Origin of the sequence: Roseburia inulinivorans DSM 16841, from assembly GCF_000174195.1 — a bacterium.
GTDB lineage: Bacteria > Bacillota > Clostridia > Lachnospirales > Lachnospiraceae > Roseburia > Roseburia inulinivorans.
The window spans coordinates 92,484-108,570 of record NZ_ACFY01000003.1 but is presented as its reverse complement, the minus strand read 5'-3'; the positions used below and the strand labels follow the sequence as shown (position 1 = coordinate 108,570).

General features: G+C 40.9%; 14 protein-coding genes and 4 pseudogenes. 6 read left to right on the top strand and 12 right to left on the bottom strand.

The genetic code is table 11. From position 1 onward, the window contains the following. Nucleotides 1–29: 29 nt before the first annotated feature. The 5 genes and pseudogenes from prfA to rho form a co-directional block, all read right to left on the bottom strand. Nucleotides 30–1,106: a peptide chain release factor 1 gene (gene prfA / locus ROSEINA2194_RS00570; RefSeq protein WP_007882128.1), complete on the bottom strand. Its 1,077-nt coding sequence runs from the start codon at nucleotides 1,104–1,106 to the stop codon at nucleotides 30–32. 105 nt (nucleotides 1,107–1,211) lie between these two features. Further along, nucleotides 1,212–2,040 (bottom strand): annotated as a pseudogene (gene prmC / locus ROSEINA2194_RS23375) (peptide chain release factor N(5)-glutamine methyltransferase). Between the two features lie 17 nt (nucleotides 2,041–2,057). Next, nucleotides 2,058–3,012: pseudogene (locus tag ROSEINA2194_RS00560) on the bottom strand (DUF1385 domain-containing protein). Nucleotides 3,013–3,101: 89 nt separating this feature from the next. Next, entirely contained in the window at nucleotides 3,102–3,305 is a 204-nt protein-coding gene (rpmE, locus tag ROSEINA2194_RS00555) for a 50S ribosomal protein L31 (RefSeq protein WP_007882123.1), read from the bottom strand. Nucleotides 3,306–3,506: 201 nt separating this feature from the next. Beyond that, entirely contained in the window at nucleotides 3,507–4,928 is a 1,422-nt protein-coding gene (rho, locus tag ROSEINA2194_RS00550; protein WP_007882122.1) for a transcription termination factor Rho, read from the bottom strand. Nucleotides 4,929–5,126: 198 nt separating this feature from the next. Here rho and ROSEINA2194_RS00545 point away from each other — a divergent pair, with 198 nt between their 5' ends. The 4 genes from ROSEINA2194_RS00545 to ROSEINA2194_RS00530 all read left to right on the top strand — a co-directional run bounded on the left by ROSEINA2194_RS00545 (nucleotide 5,127) and on the right by ROSEINA2194_RS00530 (nucleotide 8,712). Beyond that, a complete protein-coding gene (locus tag ROSEINA2194_RS00545; RefSeq protein ID WP_007882116.1) occupies nucleotides 5,127–6,281 on the top strand; it encodes an NAD(P)-dependent malic enzyme in 1,155 nt (384 codons plus the stop codon). A gap of 2 nt (nucleotides 6,282–6,283) precedes the next feature. Continuing rightward, on the top strand, nucleotides 6,284–7,222 hold the full coding sequence (mnmL, locus tag ROSEINA2194_RS00540) for a tRNA modification radical SAM protein MnmL/YtqA (RefSeq protein ID WP_007882113.1): 939 nt from the start codon (nucleotides 6,284–6,286) through the stop codon (nucleotides 7,220–7,222). Between the two features lie 287 nt (nucleotides 7,223–7,509). Beyond that, nucleotides 7,510–8,025, top strand: coding sequence for a DUF4364 family protein (locus ROSEINA2194_RS00535; RefSeq protein WP_007882107.1), 516 nt, complete (start codon nucleotides 7,510–7,512; stop codon nucleotides 8,023–8,025). A 72-nt stretch (nucleotides 8,026–8,097) separates the two neighbouring features. Beyond that, nucleotides 8,098–8,712, top strand: coding sequence for a flavin reductase family protein (locus ROSEINA2194_RS00530; RefSeq protein WP_007882105.1), 615 nt, complete (start codon nucleotides 8,098–8,100; stop codon nucleotides 8,710–8,712). Between the two features lie 327 nt (nucleotides 8,713–9,039). Here the strand turns inward: ROSEINA2194_RS00530 and ROSEINA2194_RS00525 are convergent, their stop codons facing one another. The 4 genes from ROSEINA2194_RS00525 to ROSEINA2194_RS00510 form a co-directional block, all read right to left on the bottom strand. Further along, a complete protein-coding gene (locus ROSEINA2194_RS00525) occupies nucleotides 9,040–9,375 on the bottom strand; it encodes a hypothetical protein (RefSeq protein ID WP_044926670.1) in 336 nt (111 codons plus the stop codon). A 483-nt stretch (nucleotides 9,376–9,858) separates the two neighbouring features. Beyond that, nucleotides 9,859–10,143, bottom strand: coding sequence for a HEPN domain-containing protein (locus ROSEINA2194_RS00520; RefSeq protein ID WP_049887963.1), 285 nt, complete (start codon nucleotides 10,141–10,143; stop codon nucleotides 9,859–9,861). Then, on the bottom strand, nucleotides 10,133–10,465 hold the full coding sequence (locus ROSEINA2194_RS00515; protein WP_044926668.1) for a nucleotidyltransferase domain-containing protein: 333 nt from the start codon (nucleotides 10,463–10,465) through the stop codon (nucleotides 10,133–10,135). Before ROSEINA2194_RS00515 ends, ROSEINA2194_RS00520 begins: the two co-directional genes overlap by 11 nt. A gap of 168 nt (nucleotides 10,466–10,633) precedes the next feature. Further along, nucleotides 10,634–10,924, bottom strand: coding sequence for a hypothetical protein (locus ROSEINA2194_RS00510; RefSeq protein ID WP_007882097.1), 291 nt, complete (start codon nucleotides 10,922–10,924; stop codon nucleotides 10,634–10,636). A 229-nt stretch (nucleotides 10,925–11,153) separates the two neighbouring features. On the opposite strand from ROSEINA2194_RS00510, the pseudogene ROSEINA2194_RS00505 reads away from it, so the two are divergent. After that, nucleotides 11,154–11,421, top strand: a pseudogene (locus ROSEINA2194_RS00505) (type II toxin-antitoxin system RelB/DinJ family antitoxin). Further along, entirely contained in the window at nucleotides 11,421–11,681 is a 261-nt protein-coding gene (locus tag ROSEINA2194_RS00500; protein WP_007882092.1) for a Txe/YoeB family addiction module toxin, read from the top strand. The pseudogene ROSEINA2194_RS00505 and the gene ROSEINA2194_RS00500 overlap by 1 nt, the downstream one beginning before the upstream one ends. 472 nt (nucleotides 11,682–12,153) lie before the next feature. On the opposite strand, the gene ROSEINA2194_RS00495 is transcribed toward ROSEINA2194_RS00500, so the two are convergent. The 3 genes and pseudogenes from ROSEINA2194_RS00495 to ROSEINA2194_RS00485 form a co-directional block, all read right to left on the bottom strand. Next, nucleotides 12,154–13,329: an IS91 family transposase gene (locus ROSEINA2194_RS00495; protein WP_044926692.1), complete on the bottom strand. Its 1,176-nt coding sequence runs from the start codon at nucleotides 13,327–13,329 to the stop codon at nucleotides 12,154–12,156. A 2-nt stretch (nucleotides 13,330–13,331) separates the two neighbouring features. Beyond that, nucleotides 13,332–14,173: pseudogene (locus tag ROSEINA2194_RS00490) on the bottom strand (tyrosine-type recombinase/integrase). Nucleotides 14,174–14,830: 657 nt separating this feature from the next. Beyond that, on the bottom strand, nucleotides 14,831–16,060 hold the full coding sequence (locus ROSEINA2194_RS00485; protein ID WP_007882086.1) for an FprA family A-type flavoprotein: 1,230 nt from the start codon (nucleotides 16,058–16,060) through the stop codon (nucleotides 14,831–14,833). Between the last annotated feature and the right edge of the window lie 27 nt (nucleotides 16,061–16,087).

The following is a 16,087-nucleotide window of genomic DNA, read 5'->3' as shown; positions in this document are numbered from 1 at the left end:
TTATAGGATATTCTTCATGAACCGGCATTTTACGCTTCCTGATTCATATTCGCCAGCTTCGCAGCCTGGTCGGCTGCGATACATGCATCGATGATCTCCTGAATATCACCATTCATGATCTTATCTAATTTGTAAAGTGTCAGGTTGATACGGTGGTCTGTCACACGTCCCTGTGGGAAGTTGTAGGTTCTGATCTTTTCAGAACGGTCACCGGTACCGATCTGGCTCTTACGAAGTTCAGCTTCTGCATCATGTGCTTTCTGCTGCTCTAAGTCAAATAACTTTGTACGGAGCAACGCAAACGCTTTTGCCTTGTTCTGGATCTGCGATTTTTCAGTCTGGCTGTAGATCACGATTCCAGTTGGAATATGTGTTAAACGAACCGCAGAGTCTGTGGTGTTGACACACTGTCCACCTGCTCCTGACGCACGGCAGACATCGATACGGATATCTTTCTCATCAATCTGTACGTCAACATCTTCCGCCTCCGGCATCACAGCTACTGTGATGGTAGAGGTATGGATACGTCCGCCGGATTCCGTCTCAGGCACACGCTGTACACGGTGTACACCGGATTCGTATTTCATAACAGAGTAAGCTCCTGCTCCTGTGATCATGAATGTCACACTCTTCATGCCGCCGATTCCGGTGTCGTCACATTCCATGATCTCTGTTTTCCAGTTCTTTGTCTCTGCATAATGCTGATACATACGGTAAATCTCTGCCGCAAATAATGCCGCCTCATCTCCACCGGCACCTGCACGGATCTCCACGATAACGTTTTTGTCATCGTTCGGGTCTTTTGGTAAAAGAAGGATTTTTAATTCATTCTCTAATTCTGCGACACGGTTCTTTGCATCGTTTAACTCTTCTTTTGCGAGTTCGCGCATCTCTTCGTCAGATTCTTCCTCCAACATGGCAAGCGAATCCTCGATGTTCTGCTTGCACTGTTTGTATTCTTTGTAAGCCTCCACGATCGGTAAAATATCGCTCTGCTCTTTCATCAGCTTACGGAAACGTTCCGGATTATTTGCCACATCCGGCTCACTTAATTCACTCATCAACTCTTCATAACGGATAAGTAAGTCCTCTAATTTATCAAACATATTTCTCCCTCATTTCTAATCTGATCAACATTTGTTGTTCGTCAAATGCAGCTAAATCTGCATTTTCCTCTGTTTCGCTCTTTATATCTCTATGCCCTGACACCGCTACAACATCCCGGTCACAACCCTGTCATTTCCTGCAAGGTCTTTTTTCACACAGACATCGGAAAATCCTGCATCTGTCATCATTTCAGACACATCTTTTCCCTGATCGTAACCAATCTCAAACATCAGATAACCGCCGGGATTCAGATAATCCCTGCTCTGTTCCACGATTTTCCGGTAAAAGTAAAGTCCATCCTCTTTTCCGTCTAACGCCTCAACCGGTTCAAACACCTGCACCTCCGGCATGAGCTGCGGGATCACATCTGTTGGGATATAAGGCGGATTTGACACGATCACGTCAAACTTCTCCGTGACCATCTCAAAAAGATCACTCCGCTCAAAAAGAACCGGAACTTCATTTAGTTTTGCATTCTCTTTTGCAACGTTGACCGCCTGCTTGGAGATATCAACTGCATATCCTTTCACGCCCTCAACGTTATGCAAGATACTGATAATAATACAACCGGAACCGGTACACATATCAAGTACTTTCATTCCCGGCTTTACCTTTTTTTAATGCTTCCTCCACAAGTGTCTCTGTGTCCTGTCTCGGAATCAGGACATTGGAATTTACCTTGAACTTCAGCCCCATAAATTCCGTCTCGCCCACAATATACTGCAGCGGGATATGCTCTGCACGCTTTTTGACGGCTAGTTCATATTCCTTCAGCAGATCATCCGGAAGATCATCTTCCATATGCATATAATAAAATTTACGGTCTATCTTACAGCCCATTTCCAGCAGCAGCCATGCATCTGTTTTCGCATCTGCAATATGCGACAGCTCCAGCACTTTTTCTCCATGGGCAACAGCTTCCCGATATGTCATTCTTATCTCACGCCCTTCTACTTCATTTCCCGGCGGATTTCTTCCACATAAGGTTTCCAGTCAAAAACGGCCTCCACAGAGGCAATTCCAACCTCGATCATCTCATCATCCGGTTCTTTTGTTGTCAAACCCTGCAGCCATAATCCCGGCTTGCTCAAAAGATTCACAACTGCATTATCGCTTCTTCCCGCCAGCCGGATAAATTCATAGGATACACCTGCGATCACCGGGATCAGAAGCAGACGCAAAACCACACGGAGGATTGGAGAATCCACGCGGATAAACATAAAAAACAAAATGCTGACTAACATTACGATCAAAAGAAAACTTGTTCCACAGCGTTTATGAAATCTGGAACTTTTTCTCACATTATCCACGGTAAGATCCATGCCATGTTCAATGCAGTTAATACATTTATGTTCTGCACCATGGTACATATAAACACGCCGGATATCCTTCATCAGAGAGATAAGTGCTACATATCCGATGAAAATCACCAGACGGATCACTCCCTCTAACAATGCGATCACCCACTGGGATGTAATTACTTTCTGAAACAGAGTCGATAAATAATATGGAAGCATCATAAATACTGCCACAGCAAGAACGATCGATAATACAACGGTTCCGCCCATCATGGCATTTTCCTGTTTCTTCTCTTTCTGCTCCTGTCTCCTGCGCTCTTCTTCCGTCATCGGCTCTTTTTTCTTCTCATCCACTTCCTCATCCTACAAAAAAAGAAGCGGAATAGGTCAATGTCTGCATTCCGAGTACAAGCGACTCTATAAAACTGAATACACCTCTTAAAATCGGCATATTTCTTATTTTCTTATTTCTGATGATCCCAGTATATTCTGAAACCTTCACTTCAATCTCATGGTCAGGCTTTCTCACTGCAACAGCGTACTTTTCCTGATTCTTCATCATCACGCCTTCCATGACAGCCTGTCCGCCAATTCCTGAATATTTCATTTAAATAACCATGTCTTTCTCATAGAGTTTCCATGTTCTAAAAAAGGTTGAGATTTAATAACCTCAACCTTATCTGTAACCACTTTTTTCTATTTGTTGATACCGTATTTCTTGTTGAACTTATCAATACGACCATCAGCTCTGTTAGCTTTCTGCTGACCTGTGTAGAATGGATGGCATTTAGAACAGATCTCAACGTGGATGTCTTCCTTTGTTGATCCTGTAACAAATGTATTTCCACAGTTACATGTAACAGTTGCCTGATAATAATCTGGATGGATTCCTTCTCTCATGATTTTCACCTCTTCTATTCTTATCGTTGATTTGTTGCGCTTGTTCTATATTCTTTATGCCCGTATACCCGATTCGCATATGGCACTTACTGCAAGAATATACACGATATAAAAACTGTCCAGAATCTGTAAAAGATTCTTTATCCCGATAAACAGCTTTTAAAGTATAGCATACGCATCATAGTAAATCAAGATATTTTTTTAAATAATTCTATTTTTCTTTACCATTGCGATATATTCTTTATTATTCTTTGTGCGGGCGAACATATTTAAAATATTCTCCACTGCCTCATCTGCACGCATACCATTGTAAGCCTTGCGCATGATCTCCACTGCCTCTAACTCATCCGGGTCAAGCAGCAGGTCTTCTCTTCTGGTTCCTGACTTTACAATATCGATTGCCGGGAATACACGTTTTTCGGAAAGCTTGCGGTCGAGTACAAGTTCCATGTTACCAGTTCCCTTAAACTCCTCGAACACAACGTCGTCCATCTTACTTCCGGTATCTACCAGTGCTGTTGCAAGAACGGTAAGGCTTCCGCCCTCTCTCATATTTCTGGCTGCACCAAAGAAACGTTTTGGCATATGAAGGGCTGCCGGATCAAGACCACCGGATAACGTACGTCCACTTGGTGGAACTGTGAGGTTGTATGCCCTTGCAAGACGTGTGATACTGTCGAGCAGGATCATGACATCTTTATGATGCTCCACGAGACGTTTTGCACGCTCAATGACCATCTCAGATACTCTCTTATGATGTTCCGGTAATTCGTCAAATGTAGAATAAATAACTTCTACATTATCCCCTTCAATCGCTTCCTTGATATCGGTAACTTCCTCCGGTCTTTCATCGATCAGTAAAATGATCAGATGCATGTCCGGATTAGATGCTGTAACCGATTTTGCAATCTCTTTTAACAGAGTTGTCTTACCTGCTTTCGGCTGGGAAACGATCATACCACGCTGTCCTTTACCAATTGGCGAGATCAGATCCACGATTCTCATCGCAACACTGCTGCCCGGTCTCTCCAAACGGATTCTCTGATTTGGGAAAATCGGTGTAAGATCTTCAAAATTCTTTCTCTGCTGGATCACGCTTGGATGATAACCGTTGATCGTTGTAATATATAATAATGCAGAGAACTTCTCCTGCTGTGTTTTGATTCTTGTGTTACCACAGATAATATCACCTGTTTTCAGATTGAACTTACGGATCTGGGATGGAGACACATAAACGTCATTCTCCCCCGGCAGATAATTGTCGGAACGGATAAATCCGAATCCATCCTGCATAACCTCAAGAATTCCATTCACAGTGATTCCGCTGTCAAGATTCTTGATCGTATCATCCTGGCTTGCTTCCTCACGCTCTCCCTCTTTTGATCCCTCTTTGGCTGATTCTGCTGAATCTGCTCTTTTTCTCTCCGGTTTCTCGGAAGCAGCCGGCTGTTCCGTTTTTTTCTCTGATCCTTTTGCCGCTTTTTCTTTTTCTTTCTTTGCATCCTCTGCAAGCATCGCTTCTACAAGATCCGCTTTCTTCATTGTAGAAGTGCTTTTAATTCCTCTTGATTTTGCTAAATCACGCAAAACCGTTGCTGATAAGCTTTCATATTTTTCTCTCATTCAATGACTCCTTAATCATAATTGTATCATTTGGGAACAACGTCTGAATCGACTAAATGAATCTATAACTGCGATTTATTATACAACACTTTTTACGAAATAGGAAGTCCTAATTTTCTTGATTAATAAAAAAGGAAATGTTATCATTACTTTCAGAGTTTTAAAACAAACATTTACATAAAGGAGACAGTTCATATCATGGATTTAAAAGACAAAGCATTAGCCATGCATAAAGAGTGGAATGGTAAATTAGAAACTATCGCAAAATCAAAGGTCAATTCCAGAGAAGACCTTGCGATTGCATATACGCCGGGAGTCGCCGAGCCATGCAAAGTCATTGCAGAAGATAAAGAGGCTGCCTACACTTATACAATGAAAGCAAACACCGTTGCCGTCATTTCCGATGGAAGTGCCGTCTTAGGACTTGGCAATATCGGACCATATGCCGCTATGCCTGTCATGGAGGGAAAATGTGTGCTTTTCAAAGAGTTCGGCGATGTGAACGCTGTCCCGATCTGTTTAGACACCCAGGACACCGAAGAGATTATTGCAACCATCAAAAATATCGCTCCGGCATTCGGCGGAATCAATCTGGAGGACATCTCCGCTCCACGCTGTTTTGAGATTGAGGAACGCTTAAAGGAAATGCTCGATATCCCGGTATTCCATGATGACCAGCACGGCACCGCCATCGTTGTCCTTGCCGGGATCATCAACGGTCTGCGTGTCACAGGCAAGAACAAAGAAGACTGTAAAGTTGTTGTCAACGGTGCCGGTTCTGCGGGTATTGCCATCACAAAACTGCTCCTCACTTACGGTTTCAGACATGTGACCATGTGCGACCGCCAGGGTATCATCGGAAAAGATTACCCGGATTTAAACTGGATGCAGAAAAAGATGACCGAAGTGACAAATTTAGAAAATGCTTCCGGCACACTCGCAGATGCATTAAAGGGTGCTGATATTTTTGTCGGAGTTTCTGCTCCAAATATCGTAACTCCTGAAATGGTTGCCTCCATGAATAAGGACTCCATCCTTTTTGCAATGGCAAATCCGGTACCGGAAATCATGCCGGACGTTGCAAAGGCAGCCGGCGCAAGAGTTGTCGGAACCGGAAGAAGTGATTTCCCGAACCAGGTCAACAATGTGATCGCATTCCCTGGCATTTTCAAAGGTGCCCTGGAGGGACGCGCCACACAGATCACTGAGGAAATGAAGCTTGCCGCTGCCGAAGCTCTGGCACATCTTGTTTCCGACGAGGAATTAAACGATGAATTTATCATGCCGGAAGCTTTCGACCCGCGTGTTGCAGAGGTGGTAAGCCAGGCAGTAAAATCCCACATCGTAAAATAAACATGGATATGTCAGATAAAAAATTCTGGGGAGACAAACCATATTTTTCCCTTGACCATTATCTAAAACAGACGTTTGGCGAAAAAGTCTACCGCCTGTCCTTAAACGGCGGGATGACCTGTCCAAACCGTGACGGGACACTGGATTCGCGCGGCTGTATTTTTTGCAGCGCCGGTGGAAGCGGCGATTTTGCCACTGCCCCTTCCCTCTCTGTCACAGAACAGATCACGCAGGCGAAAGAACGTATCCGCAGGAAAAGTAACTGTAAAAAGTTTATCGCCTATTTTCAGGCATACACGAATACCTACGCTCCCGTTTCCTATTTAAGAGAACTTTTTACGGAGGCGATCGCACAGCCGGATATTGCTGCACTCTCCATCGCAACACGCTGTGACTGTCTCCCACCCGAAGTGCTCGATCTGCTCTCCGAACTGAACTGTCAAAAACCTGTCTGGATAGAACTTGGTCTGCAATCCATTCACAACGATACGCTGCGGCAGATCCGGAGCGGTTTCACTTATGAGCAGTATTTGTCTGCGGTGGATGCCCTGAAAGATCGTGGTCTTTCCGTTATCACGCATTTGATCCTCGGATTGCCCGGTGAGACGGAAGAAATGATGCTTGCATCGGTAGACGCTGTTGCACATCTTCCGGTAGACGGCGTAAAACTGCAGCTTCTCCATGTACTGAAAAATACCGATCTGGCTCTGCTCTATAAAAAAGCGCCTTTTCCAGTCTTTTCCCTTGAGGAATACTGCGATTTTGTTGTGACCTGTATCGAACACCTTCCACCGGAAATGGTGATTCACCGCCTCACAGGTGACGGTCCACGTTCCCTTCTGATCGCGCCGCTGTGGAGCACGGATAAAAAGCGTGTCTTAAATACGATATACAAGCGCTTCCGGGAGCGTGATACATGGCAGGGAAAGCTATATCAATAACGGATATGGGCGATTGCAAAACTCATAATTAAAGTAGCGCCAATTGTGAAGAATTGACAAAAGCTTGAGAAGACATTGGGGAGCCGCCAGTCCTTAGAAATCATATTCTGTATTTCATTCTGATTTATCAGGAATGAAATACAGGATATGAGTTCTTAGTACTGTTGCGAGCGACACATAGCGAAAGCGTGTCTTCGAAAATTTTGTTAATTCTTCACAATATTCTCAACTTGAATCAGAGTTTTGCAATCGTCTAATACCCACATAAAAGAAAGAGGTGTATATAAATGGCCGAACCATTTACCATATATAAATTAACAATTTTAAACATGTTGGATAAAGTTGATTTTCCTTTGACCAATACACAGATTTCGAACTTTTTTCTCGAACAGGACTACACTGATTATTTCCGTGTCCAGCAGGTCATCAGCGATCTGGTCGACGCCGATCTGATCCGTACAGAATCCACGCACAGTAACACCCAGTACACCATCACTGCTGCCGGAAAAGAGACGCTGGAGTTTTTCAAAGACAAGATTTCCGATGCGATCGAACACGACACGATGGCTTTTCTGGAAAAAAACAAGCTTCAGCTTCGAAATGACAATTCCATTCTGGCAGATTATTATAAAACGCCAAATCAGGACTACGCCGTGCGCTGCCAGTACCGAGAACACAACACAAACATCATTGATCTGACGTTAAGCGTCAAAAACCGTGCACAGGCAGAAGCAATCTGCAACAACTGGAAAAATCTGAACGAAGATGTATATGCGTATCTGATGGATATGCTTTTGAAGTAATATCCGGCTATATATCGCAAATCCGTTATGGATATTACATCCATTTATTTTTAGATAAAGGAATTATAAAATATGGCAAAACAGAACTGGAAACCGGGAAATATGCTCTATCCGCTCCCTGCGGTCATGGTGAGCTGCCAGAGTTCCACAGCGCACGATCCTCTGTGTGAGAGACCGGAATTAGATGGAAAACCGAATATTATTACTGTCGCATGGGCAGGGACGGTCTGCACCAATCCGCCGATGGTCTCGATCTCCGTCCGCCCAGAGCGCTACTCTTATCACCTGATCGAGGAGTCCGGCGAGTTTGTGATCAATTTAACAACCGAAAAACTGGTGAAAGCTACGGACTACTGTGGAGTCCGCTCCGGCCGTGATGTCGACAAATTTAAAGAAATGCATTTGACGCCCCTCGCTTCAAAACACATCCATGCACCCGGAATTGCGGAAAGCCCTGTGAATATCGAATGTAAAGTCCGTGAGATCAAACCTCTCGGCAGTCACTCCATGATCCTTGCGGATGTTGTTGGTGTGACCATCGACGATACCCTGCTCGACGAGAAGGGAAAATTCGAATTAAACAAAAGCGGACTTGTCACTTACTCCCACGGCGAATACTTCCTGCTCGGCAGGAAGCTTGGAACTTTTGGATACAGTGTAAAAAAAGAGAAAAAGCAGCGTCGCTAGTTTACCTCATTGGCTGTTTGCTATTCGCCTTTAAAATATATCTTTCCCTTACCCTCCAGAACCTTACGTCTGTTGTTGCTCAAAAACTGATTGGTCTGATCTACCCAATCCTGCATGCTCATAAGAACTGGTTCCATTTTGGAACTAGTTGATTCTCGATCTAATTCTTCCTTTCGTTAAATAGTATCCTGAACAATTCTATGTTAGCGAAAAGGTGATTTTTTGTATAACAAAACAAGCTAAAGCTCATAAAAAAAGAGAAAAAGAGAAGTCGTTAGACTTTGGCTTTTTCTCTATGATCATTTTTTTCACTTATTCTTTACAATTTCATTTTTCCTGAGTACCTTCTAAATCATTTTCTTTGTATATTGCATAAACAATGTCTACGATTACCCCTTCATCCGTTAGTTCCATTTCATTATAAACCACCTGAATACGCTCACCAACTGCCAGCTCTAGGACTCCATTCGCTGATACCACTTCTTTCGGAACTAATATCATATCACCAATCTCCCTAATTGGTTCCGAATCATCCGGACTTACAATAAAATAATTATCTGTTATTTTCAAAATTGTCCCTATAAAATAATTTTGTGACTTTTCATTGCATCCACCAACGATCAATAAAACAATTGCAAATAACATACATAATTTATTCTTCATAAACTGTCTCCTGCCCAATTGAGGCATATCTATCAAATTTCAAAACACATATTATCAGCTTTTCAGTCTGCCTTCCGGCATTTAAACACCATCATACTACTCGCAATAAAAAATATGATATTACAAATATTTAACACAAAGGTAATTGCACTACCGCTCAAATTATTTTGATCCACATACACTCCTTCCATCCAGACAAGAAGATTTGATATAGCAACAACTCCCAGACTATTAATAAAATACATTATTTTAAAAATTGGTCTTTTTTCTTCAATGCAACGCCTATCGCAATAAAATTACAAATAGATATTGCCAGACAAATATACACTATCATTTCTAAATATCTAACCATTTTTAAAGTACCTTCTTTCAGAAATTTTTCAATCCATAACTATTGTATCTATTATATCCATTCTCTTCTTTTTTTTTATAAATTCTTTTCCAAATAATCTGCTATTAAAGCAACGACTTCCTGTGTATATCCTATCTGTTCTGCTGCAATCTGGCAAGTTTACGTCCAATATCTCTTGGAAAAACATCTGCCGCCACATACTTTTGATTAAAGTATGCCATCACATCTTTATGCCTTTTAAAATCTCTCTCCTCCAGTGCCAGCACTGCTTTCACAGCATAAAATGCTGCATAATAAGATCTATTAATAGCATCTTTATAATGATTTCCTTCAAAACATTCCTGTGCCACCTGTAAAGTTTCCCGTGCTGCTGCCATCCGGTAATTACATAAACTCTCACGTCTGTTATCCGACAAGTACGACCCCCTCCTTTTCTACATTATCATAATAAGGAAGTGCTCCAAGCCAATAATTATAATGATCTGCATTTTTTATATTAACACTTATCATAACATTATCCGATAACTGATAATCATAGGCAATATCATATACTTGATTTTCAATATCGCGTATTTCATCATCTGACATAGAAGTTAAAATCATAATATCTATATCAGAATTTTCTTTATAGTCTCCCCTTGCATACGAGCCATATAAAATTAGTTTTTTTAATGATTTTCCAAAGAGTTTTTCCATTTTATCGACGAAATTCTTTAAAATATTTCTTTTTTCCTCCATACGCAATACACTTCTCCTCAAATTATTATTCTGTATTATATCCATTTCCTTCTTTTTCTCAACTTAAAATCGTCTATTTCAACTATTGTATGCATGACAATTGCTATTTTAACTATTAACTAAAGAAATGAAAAAAGCTTATAGTACTATCCGAACTGCTCTTTAGATTTATTCTTCCTTCTCGCATTTAAATCCCATCATACTACTCGCAATAAAAAATACGATGTTGCAAATGTTCAAAATAAACGTAATTGCGCTGCCACTTAAATTATTTTCATCCACATAACAGCCTTCCGTCCAAACAATAAGATTTGATAACACAACAATACCAAGATTATTAACAAAATACATTATTTTATTAATAGATTTCTGTTTTTTCATTGTAAAACCTACTGCAATAAGATTGCAAACAGATATTGCCAGGCAAATACATTCTGCTGCTTCTAAGTATTTAACCATTTCTAAATCCCCCTCTTTCCGAAATCATTCAAATACCATCTTTGTATTTTCTTTTCAATAGATTTATTCTAACAAAAGTATTTTCCCAATGCAACTCCCATACTTAGCACAAAGTAATTTTAAAGAATTTTACTTGATATTTTCTTTAAATATGCATATACTATAAATATAAAAGCTAATTTGCAAGACGAAATTACAATTTGTAAACAAGTAGAAAGGAGTGTTGTATATGGCACAAGCAGTTAATGTTAATTTTAAATTGGATGCAGATGTTAAAAAAAAGCATGGAGCAAGTATGTTCTGAACTAGGTCTTTCCATGAGTGCAGCATTTACTATATTTGCAAAAAAGGTAGGCAGAGAAAAACGTATTCCTTTTGAGGTATCGGTAGATCCATTTTATTCCGAGAGCAATATCCGTTATCTGGAAAATATTGTACACGACATAAAAAACGGTAGAGCCAATTTTGCAGAGCATGAATTGATAGAGGTAGAATAATGCGGTTGTTATGGGAAGATAGAGCATGGAGCGATTATTTGTACTGGCAAACACAGGATAAGAAAACTCTAAAAAGAATTAATGGACTTATCAAAGATATCCAGCGAAATTCCTTTGAAGGCATTGGAAAGCCTGAACCTCTAAAGGAAAATTTAAGTGGTCTATGGAGCAGACGAATTGATGATACGAACAGAATTGTTTACTACGAAAAAGACGATATCATCTATATTGTTTCATGCAAAGGTCATTATGATGATTAAACAAATCAAGACTCCAAACATATAACGTAACCGGAACACATATTGCACCTCCTATCCGAATCATAGTATAACACGGAGATGTTTTCCATGAAAAAGGAATCGACCACTTTATTACAGAAAAATATCCTTTTAAATATTTAAATAAACCTTTTCTAATTTTTCATATATGACTCCATATTCCATTCTAATACCTTATAAACTGTTAAGGAAACAATCGGAGTTGGTGTAAACGAAAAAGCAGCCTTGAGTTCTGATAAAAACTGCCCTTTCGTTTACATCAATTTCGATTTTACCTTGGTGAACAAAGTCGCGTCCCTTTAGCCGATAGCTATGGGGATTCAATCGTTGCTCTTTTCCTTAAGTTTATCATACCGGATGTTTTGGTAAAAGTTTTTTTATTCAAGAAATCAATTTCAGGCATGACAAACAAACCTCCTATGAGGAAGTCATTTATTCTATGCAATTGTAGATCTTAACATCTCATATGTGCACGAAAAGAAGAACTGTATTTATCTTTGCGGGGTGATACCATATTCCCTCCACAAGAAGAACATTTGCATACATCGATGTGATATAAAACCCTTATCATTTCTACTGCATTTAGATTTTTTAATGTAGAAATGTATTTCTTACATCCAAGCAGGTTTCTGCAGTGAGTTATCTTTTTTCTCTTGTTTCTACATGATAGCAGACCATAGTGCCGGATTCTGACAAATCGTTTGGGAGGAACATGCATTAAAAATCGACGGATGAATTCCTCGCCCGGAACTGTTTTCTCTTTCCACTGACCTTTGTTTTTATAGTCTTTTACAGCATATGTAACAGTTGCTTCCGTCATGGACTTGATCCGATGATTACTGATTGCTATCCTGTGAGTATATTTTCCAAGATAATTTATGACTGACTGTGCTCGATTAAATGTTTCCTTACAATAAGCAACCCAGTCTTTTTTATAGCACTCATCGAGAAGTCCTTTGAAGCAATAGTGGTTTTGATATTTCTCCGCTGTACCATGAAACTCAAGCCTTGAATCATTCCACAGGCTTTTTAATTCGCACAAATATTTCCCACGGAACACTTTTGCAATGACCCCATACGGGAGAAAAAACTTCCCACCGGTATCTTTCCATTTGCTGTCCTTATCAAGTCCGCCACCAAGAACAATTGTATGGATATGAGGATGATAATTCATTGCAGAACCCCATGTATGAAGAATACAGATATATCCGATGTCAGCTCCCAGATACTTTGAATCTTTCGCCAGCTCGTCCAGAGTGGATGATGCAGCATGATACAGTGCATCATACAAAAGTTTCTGATTGCTATAAATGATAGGATTCAATTCCTCAGGAACTGTGAATACTACATGATAATAGGGTGCATCAAGTACGTTCTCTTTTTGTGCATCAATCCATTTCTCTTTCGGAAACTCCTGGCACATGGGACAGCATCTGCTTCTGCAGGAGTTATTATGAATGCTGATACATCCGCAGTCCTCACAAACACTGATGTTTACACCAAAAGCGCCTGTTTTACAGTTCATGATATGATAAGCTGTTTTTCTATGATGAGCAGGAGGGCTATTCCTCTTTTCATAAGAAGGATAAAACCGTTCAAATACATCTTGTATCGTACATGATTTCTCCATAATCATTCACCGCCCATCTCATCAAATGGACTCCTAATTCCAAGCAGAGTTTTATTGCTTACATGCAGATAAACCTCTGTTGATTTTGGATCACGATGTCCCAGAAGCGCTTGAATATATTTTACATCACAGCCGGATTCAAACAGATGACTTGCAAAGCTGTGACGTAAACAATGCGTGGAGACGTGTTTCTGAATGCCTGCTCTTTTGGCACTTTCACGAAAAAACTGAATGACACTATCTTTTGTAAGATAATCCCCTGTCCATGAACTTGGGAACAAAATCCCTCTTGGTCTGCCACATTGAAACCAGTATTCTGTCAATATTTCGAGCGTCCGGTCTGCAAGCAAAGTATAACGATCAGAGCGACTTTTCCCATCACGGATGTGTATGTTTTTTTCGTGCGTGAAATATCATCATAATGAAGATGTGTGACTTCTGAAACACGAAGTCCGCCTGAATACATAGTAGCAATCATAGCTTTGTGCTTCAGATTTGGCGTAGCATCAAGAATAGCTGATATTTCTGTTTTTGTAAGCACCGTTGGTAACTTCCTGTCCCTTTTCATACGAGGTATGTCATCATCATCCCAATTCTTCTTCAATATTTTTTTGTAAAAGAAGCGGATTCCTGAATGGTAGTGATTGTATGTTTCTGGTGAAATCCCGGAAAGTTTCTTTTCAGTTAGGAATATATCAACATCGTCAGTTGTTAATGCATCTATATCCTTGGCTGTGTGGTTCAAAAAATGAGCAACACTGGTACAGTATGCATGAATCGTGGAATCCTTGAGATTCCGTTTATTCGCAGCAGATTGAATCTGATTAAAAATTTCTTCGTACATAATAAAATCCTCCATGTAAAATCAGTAGTTAATGAAAAACCCTGCTTACATGGAGGTGCATTAGCATAATAAAACCGCTTGTCAGAAAAGCGGTCAAATGGTATTCTTTTCATAGGCAGTGGTGTCTTTCTGTATTGAATTGTTTTGTGTGGTAACTTTACAATATCAAATACTGGTAAGAATTGCCATTGCCTATTTTATTATTGAGAAAAAGAAAGCTGCGCCACAGCCTTGGCAGGCCATCGCGCAGCGATTTTGTTCAACTATAAATGAGCAAGTTCGTGATTTTGCATAAAAGAAAGACACCTTGAGTTCGATTGTGTTGTATAATGGAAGTGCCAAAACTAACATTTACAGCATTCACGAAAGAAGGTGTCTCCTGCAAATACTATACATCATTCAACATTCATATACAACCAGTTTAAAAAATTAGATTTATGCAAATGTAACAGTTCAGCCATGGCTTAAAAAACGAATGCATCTGCCTTGTATGAATGAGCACATTTCTCAGATGATGAGGTGGGCATCCGATTATGAGCAAAGCTAAATGCGCAGCAGTGGAAAACGCCGTCAGTCAGATTTTCAAAAGGCGCGAACTGAACTGTTACGTTTTTCGCCAACAATTCAGTCCACGCCATTCTTGGATACGCCTTCCGGTTATGTTTCACTAGCAGACTTCACACTGTCTGCAATCGCATCAGCCATGAAGTCAAGCTCTGCCTCTTTTTCAGAAGACAGTGCGGATGACAGGCTGACGCGCTCATTCAGCACGGTCATATTCTTCATTTCTTCATCTAAAAACTTCTGCATCAGGTCACCGGACTTGCATGCCCATGAGCCATTTTCAACAATCGCAAATGTACGGTTCTGAAGATTCAGCGCCTTCATATCCTCCAGATAGTTCTTGATCACCGGATAAATGCCAAGATTATACGTCACGGAAGCCAGCACAATATGACTGCAGCGGAATGTCTCGGAAATCAGATAAGACACATGCGTATTCGACACATCATATACCCTGACATTGTTCACGCCTCGCTCCACCAGCTTTGCTGCCAATGCCTGTGCCGCTGATTCTGTATTCCCATACATGGATGCGTACACGACCATGACACCGTCGCTATCCTCCGGTGTATAGGTACTCCAATGCTGGTATTTATCAATGATATAACCAAGCTCCGTATGCCATACGGGACCGTGCAACGGACATATGATTTTAATTTTGTCGAGTACAGCCGCCGCTTTTCCAAGCAATAACTGTACCTGTGGACCATATTTTCCGACAATATTGGTATAATACCTTCGCGCCTCATCCAGCCAGTCCCGGTCAAAGTTCACCTCGTCATTAAACAGCTTGCCGTCCAAAGCGATAAAAGAACCAAACGCATCTGCTGAGAACAATACACCGTTTGTCACATCAAGTGTCACCATCGCTTCCGGCCAATGTACCATAGGTGCTGACACAAAGGTCACGGTATGTGCTCCAAAGCAATAAGTGTCTCCCTCTGAGACCTCAATCAGCTCATGTTCATCAATATCAAATCCAAACTGACGCATGAACATGAATGCCTTTTCTGTGCTGATCACCTTACACTTCGGATAGCGCAGTAGAATCTCCTCAATCGAGGCGCCGTGGTCAGGCTCCATATGATTGATCAGCAATACATCCAGCTGCCTGTCCCCCAGTAAATAGTCCAGATTTTCCAGCAGCTGGCGGCATGCCGACCAGTCTACCGTATCAAACAATACTGTCTGCTCATCCTTCAGCAAATAGGCATTGTAGGACACACCCTGCGGAATCGGATGTATATTTTCAAACAACGTCAGCCGGTGGTCGTTGGCTCCTACCCAGTACAGATCATCTGTCACTTTTCTTACACTATGCATAATAAACCCTCCTATCCTTTATAACCA

Coding starts and splice junctions, on each gene's coding strand:
- ROSEINA2194_RS00495 (WP_044926692.1), bottom strand. CDS start 13,329: ATGGAGAAATCATGTACGATACAAGATGTATTTGAACGGTTTTATCCT.
- ROSEINA2194_RS00500 (WP_007882092.1), top strand. CDS start 11,421: ATGCGGTTGTTATGGGAAGATAGAGCATGGAGCGATTATTTGTACTGG.
- ROSEINA2194_RS00525 (WP_044926670.1), bottom strand. CDS start 9,375: ATGAAGAATAAATTATGTATGTTATTTGCAATTGTTTTATTGATCGTT.
- ROSEINA2194_RS00535 (WP_007882107.1), top strand. CDS start 7,510: ATGGCCGAACCATTTACCATATATAAATTAACAATTTTAAACATGTTG.
- rho (WP_007882122.1), bottom strand. CDS start 4,928: ATGAGAGAAAAATATGAAAGCTTATCAGCAACGGTTTTGCGTGATTTA.
- ROSEINA2194_RS00485 (WP_007882086.1), bottom strand. CDS start 16,060: ATGCATAGTGTAAGAAAAGTGACAGATGATCTGTACTGGGTAGGAGCC.
- rpmE (WP_007882123.1), bottom strand. CDS start 3,305: ATGAGAGAAGGAATCCATCCAGATTATTATCAGGCAACTGTTACATGT.
- ROSEINA2194_RS00510 (WP_007882097.1), bottom strand. CDS start 10,924: ATGGTTAAATACTTAGAAGCAGCAGAATGTATTTGCCTGGCAATATCT.
- prfA (WP_007882128.1), bottom strand. CDS start 1,106: ATGTTTGATAAATTAGAGGACTTACTTATCCGTTATGAAGAGTTGATG.
- mnmL (WP_007882113.1), top strand. CDS start 6,284: ATGGATATGTCAGATAAAAAATTCTGGGGAGACAAACCATATTTTTCC.
- ROSEINA2194_RS00515 (WP_044926668.1), bottom strand. CDS start 10,465: ATGGAGGAAAAAAGAAATATTTTAAAGAATTTCGTCGATAAAATGGAA.
- ROSEINA2194_RS00545 (WP_007882116.1), top strand. CDS start 5,127: ATGGATTTAAAAGACAAAGCATTAGCCATGCATAAAGAGTGGAATGGT.
- ROSEINA2194_RS00530 (WP_007882105.1), top strand. CDS start 8,098: ATGGCAAAACAGAACTGGAAACCGGGAAATATGCTCTATCCGCTCCCT.